The 20,455-nt window shown below is 36.5% G+C and carries 25 protein-coding genes; 14 read left to right on the top strand and 11 right to left on the bottom strand.

All coding sequences use genetic code 11. The annotated features are described in order from the left end of the window. The first annotated feature begins 235 nt into the window (after positions 1-235). Both C9J34_RS14430 and C9J34_RS14435 read left to right on the top strand, forming a co-directional pair. Positions 236-1,360, top strand: coding sequence for a GGDEF domain-containing protein (locus C9J34_RS14430; RefSeq protein WP_107840879.1), 1,125 nt, complete (start codon positions 236-238; stop codon positions 1,358-1,360). Positions 1,361-1,445: 85 nt separating this feature from the next. Next, positions 1,446-1,961: a pyrophosphohydrolase domain-containing protein gene (locus C9J34_RS14435; RefSeq protein ID WP_107840880.1), complete on the top strand. Its 516-nt coding sequence runs from the start codon at positions 1,446-1,448 to the stop codon at positions 1,959-1,961. 193 nt (positions 1,962-2,154) lie between these two features. On the opposite strand, the gene C9J34_RS14440 is transcribed toward C9J34_RS14435, so the two are convergent. Beyond that, complete coding sequence (locus C9J34_RS14440) at positions 2,155-2,391, bottom strand: YuzB family protein (RefSeq protein ID WP_107840881.1); 237 nt, start codon at positions 2,389-2,391, stop codon at positions 2,155-2,157. A gap of 169 nt (positions 2,392-2,560) precedes the next feature. On the opposite strand from C9J34_RS14440, the gene C9J34_RS14445 reads away from it, so the two are divergent. Continuing rightward, positions 2,561-3,628 carry an NAD(P)/FAD-dependent oxidoreductase gene (locus tag C9J34_RS14445; protein WP_107840882.1) on the top strand — a complete coding sequence of 356 codons (1,068 nt, stop codon included), beginning with the start codon at positions 2,561-2,563 and terminating at the stop codon, positions 3,626-3,628. A gap of 278 nt (positions 3,629-3,906) precedes the next feature. Here the strand turns inward: C9J34_RS14445 and C9J34_RS14450 are convergent, their stop codons facing one another. Next, entirely contained in the window at positions 3,907-4,242 is a 336-nt protein-coding gene (locus C9J34_RS14450; protein WP_107840883.1) for a YuzD family protein, read from the bottom strand. Positions 4,243-4,326: 84 nt separating this feature from the next. Between C9J34_RS14450 and C9J34_RS14455 the strand changes: the two genes are divergently transcribed. Both C9J34_RS14455 and C9J34_RS14460 read left to right on the top strand, forming a co-directional pair. Further along, positions 4,327-4,563, top strand: a complete 237-nt coding sequence (locus C9J34_RS14455; protein ID WP_042476084.1) for a NifU family protein — start codon at positions 4,327-4,329, stop codon at positions 4,561-4,563. A 191-nt stretch (positions 4,564-4,754) separates the two neighbouring features. Continuing rightward, the gene (locus C9J34_RS14460) at positions 4,755-6,107 is read left to right on the top strand and encodes a sodium-dependent transporter (protein WP_107840884.1); all 1,353 of its coding nucleotides are present in this window, start codon (positions 4,755-4,757) and stop codon (positions 6,105-6,107) included. A 44-nt stretch (positions 6,108-6,151) separates the two neighbouring features. On the opposite strand, the gene C9J34_RS14465 is transcribed toward C9J34_RS14460, so the two are convergent. Next, on the bottom strand, positions 6,152-6,835 hold the full coding sequence (locus C9J34_RS14465) for a DUF2225 domain-containing protein (RefSeq protein WP_107840885.1): 684 nt from the start codon (positions 6,833-6,835) through the stop codon (positions 6,152-6,154). Positions 6,836-6,984: 149 nt separating this feature from the next. Here C9J34_RS14465 and C9J34_RS14470 point away from each other — a divergent pair, with 149 nt between their 5' ends. Then, the gene (locus tag C9J34_RS14470; protein WP_238600667.1) at positions 6,985-7,356 is read left to right on the top strand and encodes a HesB/IscA family protein; all 372 of its coding nucleotides are present in this window, start codon (positions 6,985-6,987) and stop codon (positions 7,354-7,356) included. A gap of 158 nt (positions 7,357-7,514) precedes the next feature. Here C9J34_RS14470 and C9J34_RS14475 read toward each other — a convergent pair whose 3' ends face one another. The 4 genes from C9J34_RS14475 to C9J34_RS14490 form a co-directional block, all read right to left on the bottom strand. Next, on the bottom strand, positions 7,515-7,958 hold the full coding sequence (locus tag C9J34_RS14475; RefSeq protein ID WP_107840887.1) for a GNAT family N-acetyltransferase: 444 nt from the start codon (positions 7,956-7,958) through the stop codon (positions 7,515-7,517). Positions 7,959-7,968: 10 nt separating this feature from the next. Next, positions 7,969-8,511, bottom strand: a complete 543-nt coding sequence (locus C9J34_RS14480; protein ID WP_107840888.1) for a histidine phosphatase family protein — start codon at positions 8,509-8,511, stop codon at positions 7,969-7,971. Positions 8,512-8,540: 29 nt separating this feature from the next. Continuing rightward, on the bottom strand, positions 8,541-8,960 hold the full coding sequence (locus C9J34_RS14485) for an NUDIX domain-containing protein (RefSeq protein WP_107840889.1): 420 nt from the start codon (positions 8,958-8,960) through the stop codon (positions 8,541-8,543). 77 nt (positions 8,961-9,037) lie between these two features. Beyond that, positions 9,038-9,541: a P-loop NTPase family protein gene (locus tag C9J34_RS14490; RefSeq protein ID WP_107840890.1), complete on the bottom strand. Its 504-nt coding sequence runs from the start codon at positions 9,539-9,541 to the stop codon at positions 9,038-9,040. Between the two features lie 169 nt (positions 9,542-9,710). Between C9J34_RS14490 and C9J34_RS14495 the strand changes: the two genes are divergently transcribed. Genes C9J34_RS14495 through C9J34_RS14510 form a run of 4 tightly spaced genes read left to right on the top strand, consistent with a single transcriptional unit; the run spans position 9,711 to position 13,028 of the window. Continuing rightward, a complete protein-coding gene (locus C9J34_RS14495) occupies positions 9,711-10,733 on the top strand; it encodes an ABC transporter substrate-binding protein (RefSeq protein ID WP_153062636.1) in 1,023 nt (340 codons plus the stop codon). A 22-nt stretch (positions 10,734-10,755) separates the two neighbouring features. Beyond that, positions 10,756-11,745, top strand: coding sequence for a FecCD family ABC transporter permease (locus tag C9J34_RS14500; RefSeq protein WP_107840892.1), 990 nt, complete (start codon positions 10,756-10,758; stop codon positions 11,743-11,745). Continuing rightward, positions 11,745-12,524, top strand: coding sequence for an ABC transporter ATP-binding protein (locus tag C9J34_RS14505; RefSeq protein ID WP_107840893.1), 780 nt, complete (start codon positions 11,745-11,747; stop codon positions 12,522-12,524). The genes C9J34_RS14500 and C9J34_RS14505 overlap by 1 nt, the downstream gene beginning before the upstream one ends. Positions 12,525-12,536: 12 nt before the next feature. After that, positions 12,537-13,028 (top strand): HugZ family pyridoxamine 5'-phosphate oxidase, encoded by a 492-nt coding sequence (locus tag C9J34_RS14510; RefSeq protein WP_107840894.1) that lies wholly within the window; start codon positions 12,537-12,539, stop codon positions 13,026-13,028. A 66-nt stretch (positions 13,029-13,094) separates the two neighbouring features. Here C9J34_RS14510 and C9J34_RS22410 read toward each other — a convergent pair whose 3' ends face one another. Next, a complete protein-coding gene (locus tag C9J34_RS22410; RefSeq protein WP_238600669.1) occupies positions 13,095-13,253 on the bottom strand; it encodes a GNAT family N-acetyltransferase in 159 nt (52 codons plus the stop codon). Beyond that, complete coding sequence (locus C9J34_RS14515; RefSeq protein WP_238600668.1) at positions 13,184-13,564, bottom strand: GNAT family N-acetyltransferase; 381 nt, start codon at positions 13,562-13,564, stop codon at positions 13,184-13,186. Before C9J34_RS14515 ends, C9J34_RS22410 begins: the two co-directional genes overlap by 70 nt. A 494-nt stretch (positions 13,565-14,058) precedes the next feature. Between C9J34_RS14515 and C9J34_RS14520 the strand changes: the two genes are divergently transcribed. Together C9J34_RS14520 and C9J34_RS14525 are read left to right on the top strand one after the other, a co-directional pair. After that, complete coding sequence (locus tag C9J34_RS14520) at positions 14,059-15,255, top strand: EAL-associated domain-containing protein (protein ID WP_107840895.1); 1,197 nt, start codon at positions 14,059-14,061, stop codon at positions 15,253-15,255. 196 nt (positions 15,256-15,451) lie between these two features. Beyond that, the gene (locus C9J34_RS14525; protein WP_107840896.1) at positions 15,452-16,663 is read left to right on the top strand and encodes an NAD(P)/FAD-dependent oxidoreductase; all 1,212 of its coding nucleotides are present in this window, start codon (positions 15,452-15,454) and stop codon (positions 16,661-16,663) included. Between the two features lie 95 nt (positions 16,664-16,758). Here the strand turns inward: C9J34_RS14525 and C9J34_RS14530 are convergent, their stop codons facing one another. Both C9J34_RS14530 and C9J34_RS14535 read right to left on the bottom strand, forming a co-directional pair. Continuing rightward, positions 16,759-17,535, bottom strand: coding sequence for an alpha/beta fold hydrolase (locus tag C9J34_RS14530; protein ID WP_107840897.1), 777 nt, complete (start codon positions 17,533-17,535; stop codon positions 16,759-16,761). Positions 17,536-17,573: 38 nt separating this feature from the next. Then, on the bottom strand, positions 17,574-18,011 hold the full coding sequence (locus C9J34_RS14535) for a MarR family winged helix-turn-helix transcriptional regulator (RefSeq protein WP_107840898.1): 438 nt from the start codon (positions 18,009-18,011) through the stop codon (positions 17,574-17,576). A gap of 196 nt (positions 18,012-18,207) precedes the next feature. Here C9J34_RS14535 and C9J34_RS14540 point away from each other — a divergent pair, with 196 nt between their 5' ends. Beyond that, entirely contained in the window at positions 18,208-18,714 is a 507-nt protein-coding gene (locus tag C9J34_RS14540) for an NUDIX domain-containing protein (RefSeq protein WP_107840899.1), read from the top strand. After that, positions 18,711-20,447: a sensor histidine kinase gene (locus tag C9J34_RS14545; protein WP_193769021.1), complete on the top strand. Its 1,737-nt coding sequence runs from the start codon at positions 18,711-18,713 to the stop codon at positions 20,445-20,447. Before C9J34_RS14540 ends, C9J34_RS14545 begins: the two co-directional genes overlap by 4 nt. The last annotated feature ends 8 nt before the right edge of the window (positions 20,448-20,455 follow it).

The raw sequence follows: 20,455 nt of genomic DNA on the forward strand, positions 1-20,455 counted from the left end.
AGTATTTTGATGAAGATTTGCTGCTTGTCAATCTAGTAGAAAGATACTCTATAGTTATTTGAAGAGAAATGCTATTAATGATAAAACAGCCACTATTCATAATAAATTTTTGACTATTTTTCTGTGATAAGCGAAACGTTTATTGCAATTATTTGTGCTATCTCTATACTTTTAATTAAAGATTTTTTAGTTCAAAAAATCTTTTAAAACTAGAGGGATATTATGGGGGGCATAAATGGGGAATTTTGATAAGCATTTTTTTCATTATTTAACGGAAAATAATATTACGCGTGTCAAGTATGCGGCAAGAATTGCCATTATATTAGAGCTCAGCTTACTTGCTCGCAATATTTATTATTATGGTTTCTCGCTCCATTACTATGTACAGCTTTATTTGTCACTGTTAATTGTCTCGGTCATCACTTTGCTTGGGATACATGGTGTACAGCGGATAAAGCTAGCAGAGAAACGCTATAATTTAGCGCAGGGCATTATGTTTGCTTATTATTTATTTACGCTTTTATGGGGAGTAACAATTACATTAATTGACCAAAAATCCTATGGGCATGTAACAGTGTATTTAACAAACTTAGTAATTGTAGCGACGTTATTCATTTGTAATAAAAGAACTTTTTTTGCTATACATATTATTCCTGTTTTAGTTCTCATAATGGGCTTTCTTTATATTGTACCAACTGGAAAAGCATTAAGTGGACATATGATTAATATTTCATTCTTTTGGATTTTTATTATTATTGCGGCATATTCTATGTTTAAGCAAACAGAAAATAATTATAAACAAAGGTTGCTATTAAATGAGCAAAATGAAGAGTTAATTGCTTTGAATCAAAATTTGGAATTTTATGCAAATAGGGATCCGCTTACACAATTAGCAAATCGTTATTATTTAGAGCGCTATGTGAATAACCTCATGACAGCAAAACAAAATATGGCGATTTTTATATTTGACATCGATTCTTTTAAAACATATAACGATTTTTATGGTCATCCAAAAGGCGATAAAGTGTTGCAAGCTGTTGGGAGAACGCTCGCACATTTTACGGAAGAACAAGGCTTATTGGCGTGTCGATTTGGTGGGGAGGAGTTTTTAGTTGTCGGTCTAGATATATCAACTGAGGATGCGGCAATCATTGCTGAAAATATTCGTACAACGATTGAAGAACTACAAATACCACATGAAAAATCGGAAGTATCTGCTTATATAACTGTGAGTCTTGGATATGTTGTGCAAGAAGTAGAAAATAACGAACAGTTTGACGAGTGCTTAGATTTAGCAGATCAAGCGCTATATATGGCGAAGAAAGCAGGGCGCAATCAAACAGCCTTTTTAAGCAAATAAACTTTTGAATAGGCGAATATAGTTTCTCTTTTTGATATAGTTCGTGTATGATTAAAGCTATATTGAAAGAGGAGTAGAAGTTTTTATGAAACAGTTTGCAAACAAATTACAAAATCATGTTCGCGATTTTCATATCGCATTTAATCATCCAGCACCAGAGCAGCTTGTGCCGATGGAGCGCGAGCGAGCAATTAACCGCAGTGTCTGGACAGCGGAGGAAGCAATTGAGTTCATTGCAGCCTCTTGTTCAACGAAGGAAGAGTTTATGGAAAGCTATGAGCGCTTTTTAACTGGTATGCAAAAGGCCTATGAAAAATCATTAAATGGTGAATTTCCACAAACAGCTGAAGAAAAAGTGATTGCACAGGCAGATGCTTTGGCAGACCAATTATATTTCTCATTCGGTTCAGCAGTCGAAATTGGCGTTGATATTGAACCTGTCTTTGATATTGTGCAAGGCGCAAATATGTCGAAACTTTTTACAGACGAAAACGGCAATAAATATGCGAAATGTCGCGAAGACGGCAAAATTATTAAATCACCAGATTTTTATAGTCCAGAGCCATTTATTAAAGAAGAGGTATTAAAACAGATGAAATAGAAAAAATAGCTGTAGGGAAGGATACATACCTTTCTCTACAGCTATTTTTTAGGCCGTAAAGATTCCTATTTCATAGGGAATCAAACAGCCTATAAAAAACCGATTGGGGTCAACACGATGATGTTAGTCACACAAGCGTTTTCACAGGGTGTGAAGCTCTTAGTTTGTGTTCCTTTTGAAGGTTCACTTTATTTTACCAAAGTGGATTTTCCTCAATGTAATCATATATTTTTTTCGTTAGCTCACTCGGCGAGTCAGCTTCCACGATATCTCCATTGACAAGCGCATAAAAGCATTCTGAGCATTTTGTGCAAAAGCTTAAGCAGCCGTATTCAAGTACATCGATATTCGGATCTTTTTCAAGTGCTTCATATGTTTCCTGTGCACCGTTTGCCAAATTGCTAATACAAAATTCAACCATTGGATTCACTACAAGTCACCTCACAATTGTATGCTACTTTTTTTTAGTGATTACGTCAAACAACATATTTTGTGAAATATTTCACAAAAAGCTTCGGAACATATTGTGAAATATATCACAATGAGCTATACTCGTATTGAATAAGTAAAGCGGATAAGCAAAAAAGGAGATTTTTTATATGAAAAAATTAGTGCTATTAGGTGGCGGTTATGGAAATATGCGCATATTGCTGCGCCTACTACCAAATAATTTACCACAAGACACAGAAATTATTTTAATTGACCGCACATCATTTCACAGCTTAAAAACAGAATTTTATGCACTTGCTGCTGGCACTTCGACGGATAAAGAAATTCGTGTAGCCTTTCCAGAGCATCCACGTTTAAAAACAGTTTTTGGTGAAGTAATTCGTATTGACCGTGAAGATAAAACAGTCTATTTAGAGGGCGGTCAAGAGGTACAGTATGATGATTTAGTTGTAGGTCTGGGCTGTGAAGATAAATATCATGGTGTACCAGGTGCCAAGGAGCATACATTTAGTATTCAAACAATCGCCAAATCGCGTATTACATTTGAAAAACTTTGTAGCCTACCACCAGGCTCAACTGTCGCTGTCGTTGGCGCAGGCTTATCCGGTATCGAAATGGCAAGTGAGCTACGTGAAAGCCGTGCAGATTTAAAGATTAAATTATTTGACCGCTCAACACGTATTTTACGTGACTTCCCTGAGAAGCTAAGCAATTATGTGAAATCATGGTTTATTAAACATGATGTTGAAGTGATTGCGGAATCGAATATTACAAAGGTTGAGGAAAACAAAATTTATAATCATGACCAAGTCATTGATGTAGATGCTGTTGTTTGGACTGCTGGTGTGCAACCTGTGAAAATTGTACGCGATATGGAAGTTGAAAAGGATAAATTTGGTCGTCCTATTGTCACAAAATATTTTACATTATCAAATGATGAGCATGTTTTTGTCGTAGGAGATTGTGCATCATCCGATTTACCACCAACAGCGCAGCTTGCAGAGGAGCAAGGTGAGCGCATCGTCAAGGTGTTGCGCCATCGTTGGAATAACGAGCCACTACCAGAAACAATGCCAGAAATTAAGCTAAAAGGTTTTATGGGGGCATTAGGAAAGAAGCAAGGCTTCGTGCATTTAGCTGATACGACTGTAACAGGGCGTATTGCGCGTTTAATGAAATCGGGATTATTGTGGATGTATAAGCGTCAAAACAATTAGGGCTGTGGGGAAAGCGGTCTAACGTACCGCTTTTCTTACAGATGACGACTGCTGTTAGTTTGGCGTGTTTACTTTGTTTGAGAAGTTTCGGATTAGCGGTGTCTAGTTGAAATTTAAAGCTGTATTTATAGTTCAAAAGTAACGATTCGCCCGTAAGATGGATAAATTCGCCCGCAAGATGGCGATATTCGCCCGTAAAACCGTGAAATTCGCCCGTAACATTCTCGAATTCGCTCAATAAAATAGGAGCGTGTCTGAAAAGGACATGCTCCTTGGAATTAGGCTTTTTCTTCAGGCGTGTAGCCTAGTTTTTCAAGCGCGGCATAGACAGGTTTGATTTGGATGTAGCCTTCGCCGATGACTTCTTCGTTAATTAAAACAAGTGGGTAGAAAAATTCGTCTTCTTGAATGCGATTTGCATAATCAGCATCTCGATCATCGCTTAGTTCACCTTCAATATCAATATAGCGAATGGCAAATGGTTGGTTTGGGTATTTTCGGTCGATAGCTGCCTGGAGCCATTCATATGTGTCTTTAGAGGACGGTGCATTGACACAGCTTGCACAAATAATGTCTGCTCCGTATATTTCGATTACTGCTTTAGATGTTGTCATATAAAATCCAACCTTTCGTAATACAATATTGGCTTTTTTCCTTAGTTCACATTATAATGATTTTAATGAAAGGAGTCGAGAAAAATGACAGAATTAGAACAACGCGAACAAGTACAGGAAGTTTTAGATAAATTACGTCCGTTTTTATTACGTGACGGTGGAGATTGTGAATTAGTGGATGTTGAAGAAGGTATTGTTAAATTACGTTTACTAGGTGCATGCGGTAGCTGCCCAAGCTCTACAATTACATTAAAAGCTGGTATTGAACGTGCATTATTAGAGGAAGTACCAGGCATTATTGAAGTAGAGCAAGTATTCTAATATAGCTTATATGAAAAGTGGAATTGGAAGCAAATTGTTTCCGAATTCCGCTTTTTTTATTGTGATTTTGTGTATAATAGGTAGGTGTGTTTTTAACTCGCATTGAGTAAATTACAATTTATGAAAAATAAAAAGGGTAGGCAGGCGATAAAAGCTTGATTCCTTCAGTTAACAATTAAAGGAGTTTATTTATGAGTCAACAGCAAGAACAATGGACATCAAGATTAGGATTTATTTTAGCGACAGCTGGTTCTGCCATTGGGCTAGGTGCAATTTGGAAATTTCCTTATATAGCAGGAGTTTCTGGTGGGGGAGCATTCTTTCTCATCTTTTTAATTTTTACACTGTTTATGGGATTGCCAATTTTACTTGCTGAGTTTGTCATTGGACGTGGTTCGCAAAAAGATGCAATTTCAGCATATTTAACATTTGCCCCTAATTCTAAATGGCATTTTGTTGGAATACTCGGTATGGTTACATGCTTTATTTTACTATCATTTTATAGTGTTGTTGGTGGTTGGATTATTCTTTATATGGTTCAAGCGGTTATCGGAAATCTATCTGGGCTTTCAGAAAGTGCATATGCACCATTATTCAATGATTTTATTGCAAATCCGATGTATGCGATTTTATTCCAATTTATTTTTATGGCAATCACGATTTATGTTGTCGCAAAAGGGGTTCAGCAAGGGATTGAACGTGCGGGTAAAATTATGATGCCAGCCTTATTTATTTCCTTTCTTATTTTAATTATCCGTTCTTTAACATTAGATGGTGTTGGAGAAGGGCTGCATTTCTTCTTATATCCTGATTTTTCAAATATGAGCTCTAAGACCATTTTATTTGCATTAGGACAGTCGTTTTTTGCAATTAGTGTCGGGGTGTCTGTGATGGTGACATACAGCTCTTATTTATCGAAAAATGAAGATTTGCCAAAAGCAGCACTGATGATTGTGATGATGAATTTATTTATTTCGCTTTTAGCGGGATTAGCAATTTTTCCAGCGGTATTCTCATTTGGCTTTGAGCCGACTGAAGGTCCTGGCTTATTATTTGTTGTACTACCGGCCGTGTTCAATCAAATGCCATTCGGGACATTTTTCTTAATTCTATTTTTAATTCTATTTTTATTTGCTACACTAACATCTGCCTTTTCAATGTTAGAAATTATCGTAGCAGCCGTAACGAAGCAGGATCGTACAAAGCGTAAGAGAACAACATGGCTTACAGGTATTGTTATTTTTATCGTCGGTATACCTTCCGCTTTATCCTATGGCGTGTTAAGCGATTTTACGATTTTTGATAAAACGATTTTTGATGCAGCAGATTATCTTGTATCGAATATTTTAATGCCATTAGGTGCGCTGTTAATCGCCATTTTTGCTGGCTTTAAAATACCACGCAAAGTATTATTAGATGAAATTAGCGATGGGGCAAGCTATGCGAAAAAAATATTTGCGGTATGGCTCATTGCCATCAAATATGTAGCGCCGATTGCCATTATTATTGTATTTTTAGATGCGATTGGGCTATTGAAGTTTTAGTGGAAAAAGGCTGTAGGGCGAATATGCTCCTACAGCTTTTGTTATTACTTTGCTCGCTCCTCACGAATAATTTCCCATTGCTCCTTCGCCATATCCACAAGCCTTGCTTCACCACCTACACGTTGGCTTTCAATCACTTTAGAAAAGAAGCGTGTTGCCATTTCAATATCACCAATTCGGCGTGATAGCTCTGCAATCATATACATAATTCGTACGCTTGACATTTGTGTATTTGCGTAATCTTCAGTAGAATAGGATTCCGTATATTGGTCGCGCGCTATATGTAAAAAGCGCTCTTCCTGTTCTTTATTGTTCAAAGAGCGATACAGCCACGCAAGGCGAAGTGTCAGTCCAGCAACTGTTACAAAGCGCTCCTTTTTAATTGTTGCGCAAAGCCAAGCGAGCTTATATGCCTGAATGGCTTGGAATACAGTGCGTTCGCTTTGGAATGAGTGATGCACCCATTTGCGTGAAATTTGCTCATTTATTTGCTCGCTCACGCCAGGTGCAAAATACTTTGAGAAATCCTCGGTAAATGAAAAACCGCAATGCTCACAAACAAAAACGTTGTAGTAAAGTGCATTGACATTACCGTCTTCATAAATAGGCTGAAAGTCAGATTCAGTTGAGCTTACTTTAATAAACTTTGTTCGGATTTTAAAAGTTGGAAAGCTTTTTTTGCAGTGCAAACAATCTATTTTTTTTTCGTAAAAAGGTGAAATTTCCATCAAATATTCACGCCCCTCATTTATATATATAGTATTATTATAACACTTTTAATTAAGAAAAAAGTACGGAATACGACGAAATAAAGGCAGTTTTGTTGGCACATTGAGGCGCTCTTGATATGATAAGAGTAAGAAAGAAGGTGACTGTAATGAGTACAAAGCAAGTGATTGAATTAACAGAGGCAGCAGCGTTTCAAGTGAAGGAAATGATGGCGCATAATGAGGAAGAAGGCTCTTATTTACGCGTTGCGGTTAAAGGTGGAGGTTGCAGCGGTCTTTCATACGGAATGGCCTTTGATACAGAAAGACAGGAAGATGACTTTTTAGATGAGCAATATGGCTTACAAATCATTGTCTCTAAAGAAGATGCAGGCATTTTACAAGGAACGAAAATCGATTTCAAGCAATCGCTAATGGGCGGCGGCTTCACCATCGATAATCCAAACGCCCTTGCATCATGTGGCTGTGGCACATCTTTCAAAGCGGCAGGACGCGAGAGTACGCCTGAGGTTTGTGAGTGATGAATGTTAACTGGGGTTGTAAATTATAATGAAAATACGAGTGTACACAATCCCGATTATATGTAAGCACAACCCTAAAACAGTACATTTAGGGTTGTGAATACCAAGCCTTTTTGATTTGTATCTTGCAAATCAAAAAGGCTTTTTTAGAGGAATCGTTAAACAAGTATTTTTACCATTGTGTAATAGCTACTGCCAGGCGGATAATCTTTAATTTCACCTACAACTTGAAAGCCTTTCGTTTCATAAAAAGTACGGGCTTGAAATTCAAAAGTAGTTAAAAGTGCTTTTGTTGCTCCCATCTCTTTTGCTATTTTTTCGGATTGAGATAGAATGTCTGCGCCTAAACCTTTGCCTCGATAATCTTCATGAAACCAAAAATCGTTAATTTCTAACCAGTTCCAGTAGACCTCTGCATTTAAACCACCAACCCAGTTGCCATCATTATCTGACACGATGATATTGATTGGCTGTATAGCGCCTTTTTTTCTTGCTTCTCTATGATGTATGGAATGCTCATTATTAAATTCTCTAATTTTCCCCTTTAAAAAGGTTGAAAATGGCTCGTTGTGCTTCAACGAAATTTCTATTGTATAGCTCATCTTTTTCTCCTTACGATTCCCATATCCGCTTATAAGTGATTGTATTATTTATATTTTCTAAGAGGAAAATATCAGGGTTACTTAGCCTTTGCCAATCATCGAATCCAAAGTTTTCATGACAATGCTTCAAAAGTAAAGACAATAGATTTCCATGTGTGACAATGACAATATGATTATTTTCTCCCTGAAAAGCTTCCTCTACCACTTGTAAAATTCGTGTCATTGCTTCACGGCTCGATTTGCCACCTTCGAATTTTAATTCCATGTCTTGAAATGTTAATTGTAATTTTTCAAACCAATCTTCCAAATTTTGATTACTTAATACACGCTCACTTAAACGGTTGTCATGCGTTATCTCAAGCTGTGAATCATGTGCAAATGGTTGGATAGAGTCTATCGCACGTTTATATGGGCTTGTAATGATACGCTCTATTTTTAAGTTGGCAAAAAAATCGCTTAGCTCTAATGCTTGCTTGTGACCTTTTTCTGTTAAAGGTGCATCAATCTGTTGACCTTCTGCTTCACAATGTCTAACCACATATATTTTCTTCAAACAATCTCGCCTCTTTCGAATTTTGTCAATCACAGTAATGCTTCAGCGTATGTAATATATTCTTTTAAGAAAATGGGTGCTTGCGGATTGTTGAGTATTTCGGCTGTTGATAACAAAAAGATATTTTCTACTTCTTCGGGTTGCTTACTTAAACATGTACCTGAGTCATATTCACAAAGGAAAATAACATTGACAACTTTTTCGCCTTGATCCGTTACAAATGAAGTGCTATGTACATATCTCAAATGCTCTTTAATTGTCACACCAATTTCTTCAAAAATTTCTCTTTTCAACGTTTCCTCTAATATGTTGGAAGGGTTTCCTTCTAACTCGACTTTTCCTCCAATAAGCGAAAGTAAGCCACCAGCATGCTCTTCTTGTTTGCTTCTTTCAGCAATAATCCATTTCCCCTCTTTTCTAATAGCTCCTTCAACATTGACAATGAACATATCTACTTCCTCCCTTATTTAGAATTTATAGAAAGTTCTTACTAATAGAATTATATCATAAGAGGCACTACAAGTTATTATTGTAGCAATTTTCTTATCTCCTTTTCTGATTTTACAATCACCATTTTGTTATGAAAGGGCTGTAACTTTTCTTTAATTTTCCATTGCCCTGTTTTTTCATATGATTTATTCCATTTGTACATACTACGAAGCATCTGGATTGTTGGCTTATAATTGGATTTTTCTAGCTTTAAAACTTGCTTGAAAAATCGCTTATGAATGCGCCATAGCCTTGTAAAATAAGAGGGCTGTAAGTGGACAATATAGTCTGCTTGTTCGAAAAGTGGCGTTACCCAATGCTGATAATGCGCCCCTTCTGTAATCCATTTATTTTGTAGTGTCAGTTGGTGGATAAGTTGAGAAATCGCTTCATCAGATCGACGTATATCACCAGTAGGATGCCGCTCCCACACAATGTTATCCAGCTCGGTATAGTCTATTTCATATTGACTTGCCAGCTGTCTTGCTAAAGTTGATTTTCCGCTCCCAACACTTCCGATAATGTGAATTTTCTGCTTCAACCTAAATCATTCCTTTACTGGTTTACGTAAGGTCATTGTAGCATGAGCAATGGTTGGCAAAATAGGATTCTTGTAAATTTCATGTTGACAATACTTATTTTTAAAATATAATTGAAAGTGATTTTCATTATCATTGATTTTCATTATCAGTTAAGTGGAGGGTTTTCAGTTGAAGAAATTATTAACTATATTTATGTGTGCGATGCTTTTATTAGTTGCATGTGCGGAAAAAGAGGCCGAACAGCCAGTGGAGAAAGAGGATGCTACAGTAAATGAGCAGGAGCAAGCATCCAATGAGACAGAACAAGAGGCACAAGAAGAGCAAGTGGAAGATGAAGGACTGACGCTAGAAAATGATGGTGTGGATGAGGCGAAATTCCAAGAGTTATTAGCGTCTTTACCAGCAGAGCAGCCAGAGCGTATTGTTATCACATCTGTTCCATTAACAGAAATGCTGTATTTATTAGATGTGGAGCCAGTTGGAGTGCCTACTTCAACAAATCCAATTCCTGAAGCATTTCAACATATAGCACAAGTTGGTTCACCAATGACACCAGATTTAGAAGTGATTACAAATTTAGAAACAGATTTATTAATTGGCGCGAAATCATTGCAGTCTTCGCTTGATAAAAGCTTAGAAGGCCTTAATTTAACAACAGCTTATTTGCCAACAGATTCATTTGAAGATTTAAAATTAAGCTTCAAAGTGCTAGGTACATACTTAGGGAAAGAAGAAAAAATGAATGAAGTACTAAGCTCCATTCTTGATAAAGAAAATGAATTAATGAAGCTAGCAGAAGGAAAAGAGTTGCCACGTGTTTTATTAATGATTGGTACATCGGATTCATTTATGGTCATGAGTGAAAATTCGTATTTAGGTAGCTTAGTGAAACGTTTAGGTGCAGAAAATATTGCGACAACAGATCTAAAAGTAGATTCAACATATTCGGCTGTAAACCTAGAGGATATTATCATATCGGACCCAGATATTATTTTAGTGTTGGCTTCTGGCGACCACGGAGCTAGCGAAGAAAAATTCAAGGAAGAAGTAGCGAAAAATGACGCTTGGACAAAGTTAACAGCTTATAAAAACGAGCAAATTCATATTTTAGATTACAGTACATTTGGTGTAACTTCGATTATGAACGTAGAAAATGCATTAACAAGAGTAGCAGATTATTTTGTGAAATAATGAAAAGGGGTTTGAGGCAATTATGGTAAGTACAGCCAAAAGTCGTGCGATTATCATCATTACATTTTGCTGCTTACTACTTATTGCCGTAATCGCAATCGGTTTAGGTAGTGTACGTATAGCAGTACCTGATATATTAACAACATTATTTACATCATCAGGTGAAACAAAATATTATACGATTATTTTTGATATTCGTTTACCACGTGTATTGCTGGCTTTAATCATCGGTGCAAATATCGCCATTTCAGGGGCCTTATTGCAAGCAGTCATGGGCAACCCATTAGCAGATCCTGGCTTAACAGGTGTAACAGCAGGTGCAGCAGCCTGTGTCTTGGTTATTATGCTTGCATATCCAGAGTACACATATTTAGTGCCGATTGCTGCTTTTGTTGGTGGTATTATTGCAGCATTTATTGTTTATGCACTAGCATGGCGTCGCACAGGTATCACACCGATTACTATTATTTTGTCAGGTGTAGCGGTGAATGCATTATGTGGAGGCGTTGTTGGTTTTCTTTCTATTATATATAGCGATCGATTGCCATCCGCAGTGCAATGGTTAAATGGTAGCTTAGCAGCAAAAGGTAACGGTGCTTTGCTGATGATTTATCCGTATGCTTTAGTCGGCTGGATTTTATCTATCTTTGCTATTCGTAAAGCAAATATTATTCGCTTAGGTGACCAAGTTGCAACGAATTTAGGTGAAAATGTCACACGTATCCGTATTGTATTATCATTGCTTGCTGTTTTTTTAGCTGCGATTTCAGTAGCGGCAATTGGTATGATTGGCTTTATTGGACTCATCGTGCCGCATATGGCTCGTTTACTTGTGGGCTCAGATTATAAATACATGTTGCCGATGAGTATGATTTTAGGTGCGCTTGTGCTATTACTAGCGGATACAGGTGGGCGAACGTTATTCGCACCTTTAGATATCCCAGCAGGTATTTTAATGGCGGTAATTGGCGGTCCATATTTCTTATATTTAATGCGTAGGAGGGCGTTCTAATGCTAGCTGTTGATCGAGTATGTATTCGTTATGAACAAAAGCAAGTCATCAAGGATTTTTCCTTTCAAGTAGCAGATGGAGAGATTGTATCTATTATCGGACCAAATGGCTCTGGGAAATCGACATTGTTAAAATCGATTGCGCGCATGCATCCTTATGATAAAGGACAAATCACATTAAATAATACCAATATGAAGGCGATGAGTTCGAAGGAAATTGCAAAAAAGCTTTGCATGCTAAGTCAGCGTAATCAAGCGCCAAATGATATTACTGTAGAAAATTTAGTAAGCTATGGTCGTTATCCACATAAAAAATGGTTTGAGCGTTTAAATGATGATGATATGCAAATTGTGCATTGGGCTTTAGAAAAAACACATTTGTCGCATTATAAAGACCGTCCTATTTCTGCGTTATCGGGCGGTGAGTCGCAACGTGCTTGGATTGCGATGGCTTTAGCCCAAAGACCTCAAATCTTATTGCTTGATGAACCAACGACTTATTTGGATATTTCGCATCAACATGAAGTGTTGCAGCTTGTGCGTGAATTGAATCAAGAAATGGATATGACAGTTGTGATGGTATTGCATGATTTAAATCAAGCGGCTGCCTATAGCGATAAAATTGTTGTGATACAAGAAGGCTACTGCAAATGTATCGGCAATCCGAAAGAAGTTATGACAACTTGTATGATACGTGATGTATACAAAATGGAATCAGAAGTAGAGTATGTCGCTTGGGACCAAGCACCGCGTATTCATTTAGTAAGTGCTGTCAAATAAGGGGGAATAAAAATGAAACCAATTAATATCGAAAAAGAGAAGGACAATTTTTTAACGTTTATTGAGAGTAAAAAAACTTGTATTATCAGTATGTTGAATGCAGAAGGGGAGCCTTTTATTAGCAATTCACCAGTCGTGAAAATCGGTGATACATTCTATATTTATATTAGCCGTATTGCAGATCACTATCGCTTTATTGAAAATAGCAAATTTGTTGATGTAATGCTGATTGCCGATGAAGCAAGCACACATAATCATTTTGCAACAGAGCGATTGCGCTTCAAGTGTAAGCCAGAAAATTTAGGAAATGAGGGGCATGAGGAAATTTTCGAAGCCTTTTCAAACACGCATGGCAATCAAATTATGTCGTTATTAAAAACATTAGATTTCTCATTGTTCTCTTTAACGCCAGTAGAAGGACGCTACGTTGTTGGATTCGGCAAGGCATTTGACGTAAACCCTTCAGGCACGAAATTTGAGCATGTTGTAGTGGATAAGAAATAAATAGGAGAAGTGGTGTCTAGAACAATTTTGTTAGACACCACTTTTTTATGTAGCAGTATAGAGTGTTTAAATTGTCATGCTCATTTTCCTACTCATGTTCTCCAAACCTAAATGCTTATAAAAATCAATGGCGTTTGTATTGAATTCCCAAACATTTAATTCGACAGATGTAGCATGCATCGCTTGGGCCCAGTCAACACAAGCTGTAAATAATAATTTGCCAATACCTTGTTTTTGCGTATTTTTTTGACACCGAAATCATGGATATACGCATAACGACGTTGAACTAATGAATCAAAGGATGGGGCAGATTCAATACTCACGACAGCAAAGCCAATCACTTCTTCTTGATTTTTAGCGATAAAAATTGTGCTGTTTGAGCTTTCGAGTAACTCTCTATAATAATCTTCAGGCATAACAGAGGACACACTTTTAAAAACCGCTGGCATCTCTCTTACATGTTCTTCGTGTCCCTCTTTTACAAGATTGTTTACAGCAAGATAATCTTTTAGCGTAGCAGTGCAAATTGTAAGCATAGATATCCTCCTAATTATTTATAAACTTTGGTGGAAGAGCCTTGAATTTCAAGGCTCTTTTTTGAATGCGCTCATCAAACACTGAAATTCGCTCAATGAAACGCAATTTTCGCTCATCAACTATCAAAATTCGCTCAACGAAGTGTGTTTTTCGCTCATCTATACTGCAAGCTGATTTTGGGAGATAGAAAAAGCGCTTAAAGAGTTAATAATAAGAAGGTCGATACCAATCGATAGAGAAATTGCAGAACCTTCTATAATCCTCTGAAATGGAATACGTAAACGGCAATTGTTACATAATGCTTTGATTCAATAAAGAAACAAAGATTGCTGCTAGTTCCCTATTAATAATAACAAATGCCATAGTGAACAATAATGGATTTATGCTAAAATATTTTCATTTATAAACTTCTGTATTATTGCATAGCAGAACTTTGAACAAAAATCTGAGATGAATTATGATAAGAATAGAGATGAAATAGGGAGGCTTAGCAATGGATGTATTAAATGTTTTAGATAAACTCGACCAAATTGAAATATTGTATGAGCCTATTTATAGTGCAGATGAGCATAGTGTAGCTGCATATGAGGTGATAGGTCAGCTAGATGATAATATTAATTTAAAGATGTTTTCAAGCAGCGAAGAAATTCCTGAGGAAATTCGTGCGGAAATTGAGCAACTGGTCATTCGTGAGTCGCTACAAATGGTAGGGGACAAAATCAATGATGTTGAGTTATATATACCATGTAACCCCAATTTATTAATGCTTGATTTTGGCGAAAGCTACTTTACTTTATTAAAAGAAGTGCTACCAGAGCATTTATTATCGAATATTGTACTCGTAATGAATGAACATCAATATAAAGGAAATATTCAACAATTGCATCATGTTGTGAAATATATGAAAACATATGGTATTAAAATTGCGCTTGATCATATTGGGCCACATAGCAATTTGAATCACATATTATTGTTAGAGCCATACGTCTTAAAAATGAAAGTGGAGCAATTAGATTACAATCATTGGAGTGCACAAAACCATGTGTTTTCAACGTTACGTGCATTGGCTCTCAAAATTGGTGCATCATTATTAGTGAGCGATGTAGATGCTGTCTACCAATTGCAACATGGATGGAAAAGTGGCGCACGTTATTATAAAGGAGCCTATTTAGAGCGACCTTTAAAAGAATTTATTGCACGTGATACGTTAAAATCTCGCTTCCGCGAAGAATGTCAGCAATTTATTATGACAGAAAAGAAACTGTTGGAGCAAAAATATGACGCGATGAAAGTATTGGAAAGGAAAATTAATACGGCAGTAGAGCAAGTCGAGCCGACAAGTACAAATATTGATAGTTTGTTACAGTTGGCTGAAAAGCTACGCCCGTATATTTTTCGACTATATATTTGTGATGGAGACGGCTTCCAAACAACACCGAATATTATGTTAATAGAAGGTAATTGGCATATTCAACAAGGAGCGATTCATAAAAATTGGAGCTGGCGCCCATACTTTTTACAAAATTTAATTAAGATGCGACAAGATGGTCAAAGTAAGCTTTCTGAGATATATAGCGATATTGAAACAGCAGAATTAACGAGGACTTATTCAATGGCATTGCCTAAAAACGAATATTTATTCGTTGACGTTTCATACGACTATTTATATGAAAATAATATTGTGAGTTAGTAGAAAATAAACAATTTTTTAAATAAAGGCACTTTCCTTTTAAGGTGTTGAAATTGTAGCATAAAAGGGCTAATATAGTAGGGAGAGATTTTTGTCGAAAATATGTCGACCTAGCGTAAGTATTAGTGAAGTATATTGTACTTCTTTTTTATTTGCCTTGCGCTAGTATAATACAATTAAAGGGGTTTTGATTTCAGTGAAGAGACCGACAATTTTAGTATTAGGCGCGGGCTATGGAGGATTAACAACAGCTGTTAACCTTCAAAAAATGGTTAGTGGTGAGGAAGCGGAAATTATTTTAGTAAATAAAAATGATTACCACTATGAAACAACTTGGTTACACGAAGTAGGCGCTGGTACAATTGCACCAGATGCTGCACGTTACCCAATTGCTAAAGTAATTAATAACAATGTTCGCTTTGTACAAGCTTCTGTTGAAGGTATTGATGTAAACGAACGTAAAGTGCAAACAACTGCTGGCGAAATGACGTATGATTATTTAGTATTAGGTTTAGGTTTCGAAGGGGAAACTTTCGGTATCCCGGGCTTAGACAAATATGCATTATCATTAGCAAACTTAAATGCAGCACGTCAAATTCGTGAGCATATCGAATATCAGTTTGCTTCATGGTCATTAGATGAAGTGAAGGATGATAGCAAGCTAACAATTATCGTTGGTGGTGCAGGATTTACAGGTATCGAGCTTTTAGGTGAGCTTGGTAACCGTGTACCAGAGCTTTGCAAAGAGTTCGATATTCCACAAGAAAAAGTGCGTGTATTATGTGTTGAAGCGGCACCAATGGTATTGCCAGGCTTCGATCCAACCTTAGTAGAATATGCAAAAACACAATTGTCGAAAAAAGGTATCGAGTTTTCTATCGGTACACCTGTTGTTGAAGCAACAGAAGAAGGCGTTAAAATTAAAAAAGGTGAAGATGAATTTGAATTTGTTAAAGCGGGCACAGTGATTTGGGCTGCTGGTGTACGCGGTAACAAACTTGTTGAAACATCTGGTATCGAATCAAACCGTGCTCGTATCGCAGTGCGTAAAGATATGCGTGCACCAGGCTTCGATGATGTATTCGTTGTAGGGGACTGTGCATTCTTATTAAATGAAGAAGCAGGTCGTCCATACCCACCAACAGCACAAATTGCTATGCAGCAAGCTGTAACAATTGCGAAAAACATCAAGCATTTGATGAATGATGAAGATACAGAAGAATTTGTTTATGATGATAAAGGTGCTGTATGTTCTTTAGGTCATGATGATGCGATTGCGGATGCAGTCGGACGCAAAATGGCAGGGAAAAAAGCATCTGCATTGAAAAAAATCGTAGATAACCGCGCATTATACTTAGTAGGTGGCGTAGGTTTAACAGTGAAAAAAGGTAAATTTAAATTTATTTAATCAAAAAGCTATCCGAAAAGCAGATTAACAAACCGCTTTTCGGATAGCTTTTATTATGTTTGGAGGATAAGAAAAACCTCCAACGGATTGAAGTTTCACTTTATTATTTTCCCATCTGGTAACTGCCCCGTAGTAATCCATTGTTCAACCATTTGATTAAAGAAATCAGGATTCATTAAAGATATTCCATGACCAACATTAGGTAGCATGATGCCTGAGCAATTCGAATTATTTGCAATTATATCTTTTGCTGATTTTTTCATTATTGATCTTTCTCTTTCGCCAACGGTAACCAGTATCTTGCCTTTTGCTTTATGAAAATCTTTAGGTAATTCAAATGACATATTTTCCTCTAGTATGCGTACAAGTGTATCTGATTTCATAAAAGAGCTTTCTTTATAATATGTCTCAAAGTACTCCTTATCAACATATAGCGTCTTTGCTTGAAGCTTTGAAAATGCTTTGTTTTTAATCAATGGAGATGTTAATTTAACTGTAGGTTTAACGAATTTTTTTGCCAATGAGTTGGGTCTAACTAGCGCACTATTAATAATTGCATAATGAATTAAATTCGGTTTGCTACTCAGCATTTGAATAGCCACTTGTGCCCCTAACGAGAATCCAATAACGATTATTGTTTTATTATTTGCTATTTTTTCTATTACCTCAATAGCTCTTTCTGCACTATATTTAATTGAAAATAGAGCTGTATGATTGCTTTTCCCTTGTTCTGGTAAATCGATTGCCACACAATGATACTGACTAAAGTATTGCATTTGTTTTTCCCACATCCAGCTACTTACGCCGCCACCATGTATAAAAAGCATCAATGGCCCGTCCTTTGTACCAGCTTCTTGATAAAATAAAGTCAAATCATTCACTCCAATAACGATTATTTTTTCTTCATGTATTAGTTTGATAAATCACTGTCGGCAGCAATAGTTAGTAATTTTTCTAATATATTTTTTAATTGCTTCAAATCCTCTGAAGATAAATTTTCATAAATATCCTTATTGATTTGATATTTCAAAGCAGTTAAATCCTTGAAATATTGATGGGCTTTATCAGCTAGGTTCAAGATAATTTCACGGCGGTTTTGTGGATTAAAATTTCGTTCAATATATTCTCTGTCTTCCAATTTATTGAGTATTTGACTTACCGCACTTGTAGAAACATTTAATTTATTTGCTATATCTTTCGTTGAAGTAACACCTTCTTTTATTAATTCCAATAATAAAACTTGTTTAGCTGTTAACTCATTATCTAGCTGATTCTCAAATTTTTTTGCTACTAAGATATTAAAGTTACTTTGTAAAATATTGATTTGCTTGATATATTCATCTTTCATTATTATATACTCCTTATAATTAAGTTAAATTAATTATAAAGGTTACTTAGTTATTTTGTAAATAAAATTTGCAATTTTCTAATTCCTACACCCTTTTTTTATTTTGCTTATTGGATAGAAGCTACCTTGCCCAATATTCCCTTTTCTTAATGAAAGAAGCAGGCTTATAATAGTACATAGAAAAGGGGGATACATAGTGAAGAAAGAGAGAGGAAAAGTGTGGTTAGGTGTTGCGGCAGTGATTGAAAATGCTGCTGGCGAATGGCTTGTCGTAGAAAAGTCCTATGGTGGATTGAAAGGTTGTTGGTCTTTACCAGCAGGTTTTGTGCAGCAAGCTGAAACAGCAGATATGGCCGCACAGCGTGAAGTAAAGGAAGAGACGGGCATTGATTGCATCATACAGGGGCTTATTGGCTTTCGAACAGGGGTTATTCGAGAGGACATAAGCGACAATATGGCGATTTTTTATGGGAGAGCAACAACTGAGCATATTCAAATACAAGAGGATGAGATTGTTGCCGCACATTGGATAGCGCCAAATCAACTAGCACAGGATACAAAATCGTCTGTAATGCTTGCTGAAATGTCCGCATACCATGTAAAGCAATATCAGTTAGGTTTATGGACAGATATTGATCCAGGAAAAGTATTCGGTTATACAACATATCATTTATTTTTTAATCAATATGAGGATAATAAATGATTGAACTATCTATTTACATGTTGGAGCGTATTGGCATAATCGTTATTTTTGCATTTTTAATTTCTAAATGGCGGCCTTTTCAAAGCAGACTTTATCGAGAGCAGAATACTTCGTCGAAATTAATCCTTATTTTTGTATTTGGGCTTTTAGGTGTTATTAGCAACTATTTAGGGATTCGCATTGATAATGGAGATATAAGTGCAAAGATTATGAGTGTACAAGTTGAAGAAAGTGCTGCAATTGCCAATACAAGGCTTGTAGGTGTCGCAATTGCAGGCATTTTTGGTGGACCAGCAGTAGGGATTGGCGCAGGTTTAATTGCAGGTATTCATCGCATTTTTCTTGGCGGCTATACAGCAATCGCTTGCGGTATTTCTACCATTTTAGCTGGGGTTATTACAGGGCTGTTAGGGCGGAAGCTACATGTTGAAAAAACCTTTTCCTATCGACACGCGATGGGCATTGGTATATTTGCCGAGTGCTTGCAAATGCTCGTCATTTTATTGATTGCTCGCCCCTTTGATATGGCATTAAACTTAGTGCAAATTATTGCCGTGCCAATGATTTTTATGAATGCGTTCGGTATTTTTTTATTTTGTCTTATTATTAAAACATCCATTGCTGAGGAGCAGCGCACGAAAGCCACACAAACACATGAAGCATTTCAAATTGCACAAAAGACGGTTATTCATTTTAGACAAGGATTGAATGAGGAATCTTGCTATCAAGCTGCATCAATTATTAAAGAGGCGACAGGTGTAGTAGCGGTTGCCATTACCGATCAGCATGGTATTTTAGCACATGTTGGCGAAGGGGCAGATCATCATTTAACAAATCAAAAAATTATGACAAAGCTAACCTATGATGTACTAAAACATGGAAAAATTATCAAAGCAACGAAAAAGGGTGAAATTAATTGTCCTCATAAAGATTGTAAGCTACAGGCTGCCCTCGTTTTACCACTACAAGTCCATCAACAAACGGTAGGGACGTTAAAAATGTATTTTACAGATGGTGCACATATTACAGCTGTAGAGGAGGAATTAGCTGAAGGATTAAGTAAATTATTTTCCACACAGCTTGAATATGCGGAAGTCGAGAAGCAGAGAAAATTATTAAAAGATGCTGAAATCAAAGCTTTACAGGCACAAATTCACCCTCATTTTTTCTTTAATAGCATTAATGCCATATCAAGCTTAATTCGTACTGACCAAGAGAAGGCACGTCATTTATTGTTGCAGCTTGCCTCTTTTTTCAGAAGCAATATGCAAGGTGCACGTCAAATGCGCATTCCGTTAGAAAAGGAAATTGGGCATATTGAAGCATACTTAACAATTGAACAAGCACGTTTTCCGAATAAATATACTGTGATGTTCGATATTGATGAGCGTTTATTGGAAGTGCTCGTACCACCTTTTACATTACAGCCACTTGTTGAAAATGCGATACAACATGGTTTTAAGAATGCAAAAAAGGGTCAAATAACTATTACAGCGCGAAAAAATGCAGAAATGCTTGAAATTATTGTAGCTGATAATGGCTGTGGTATTGAAAAATCAAAGCTCATTTTATTAGGTGACCAAGTGATAGATTCACCTAATGGTACAGGCACAGCGTTATGGAATATATCTGAGCGCTTAAAAGAAATTTATAATTACCGTGGGAAAATAGAGTTTAAAAGCAAAGAAAATAAAGGAACAACGGTAAAGGTGATTGTTCCGATAGATGATTAGGTGATAAC

This window comes from Metasolibacillus meyeri, from assembly GCF_003049505.1.
Taxonomy (GTDB): Bacteria; Bacillota; Bacilli; order Bacillales_A; family Planococcaceae; genus Metasolibacillus; species Metasolibacillus meyeri.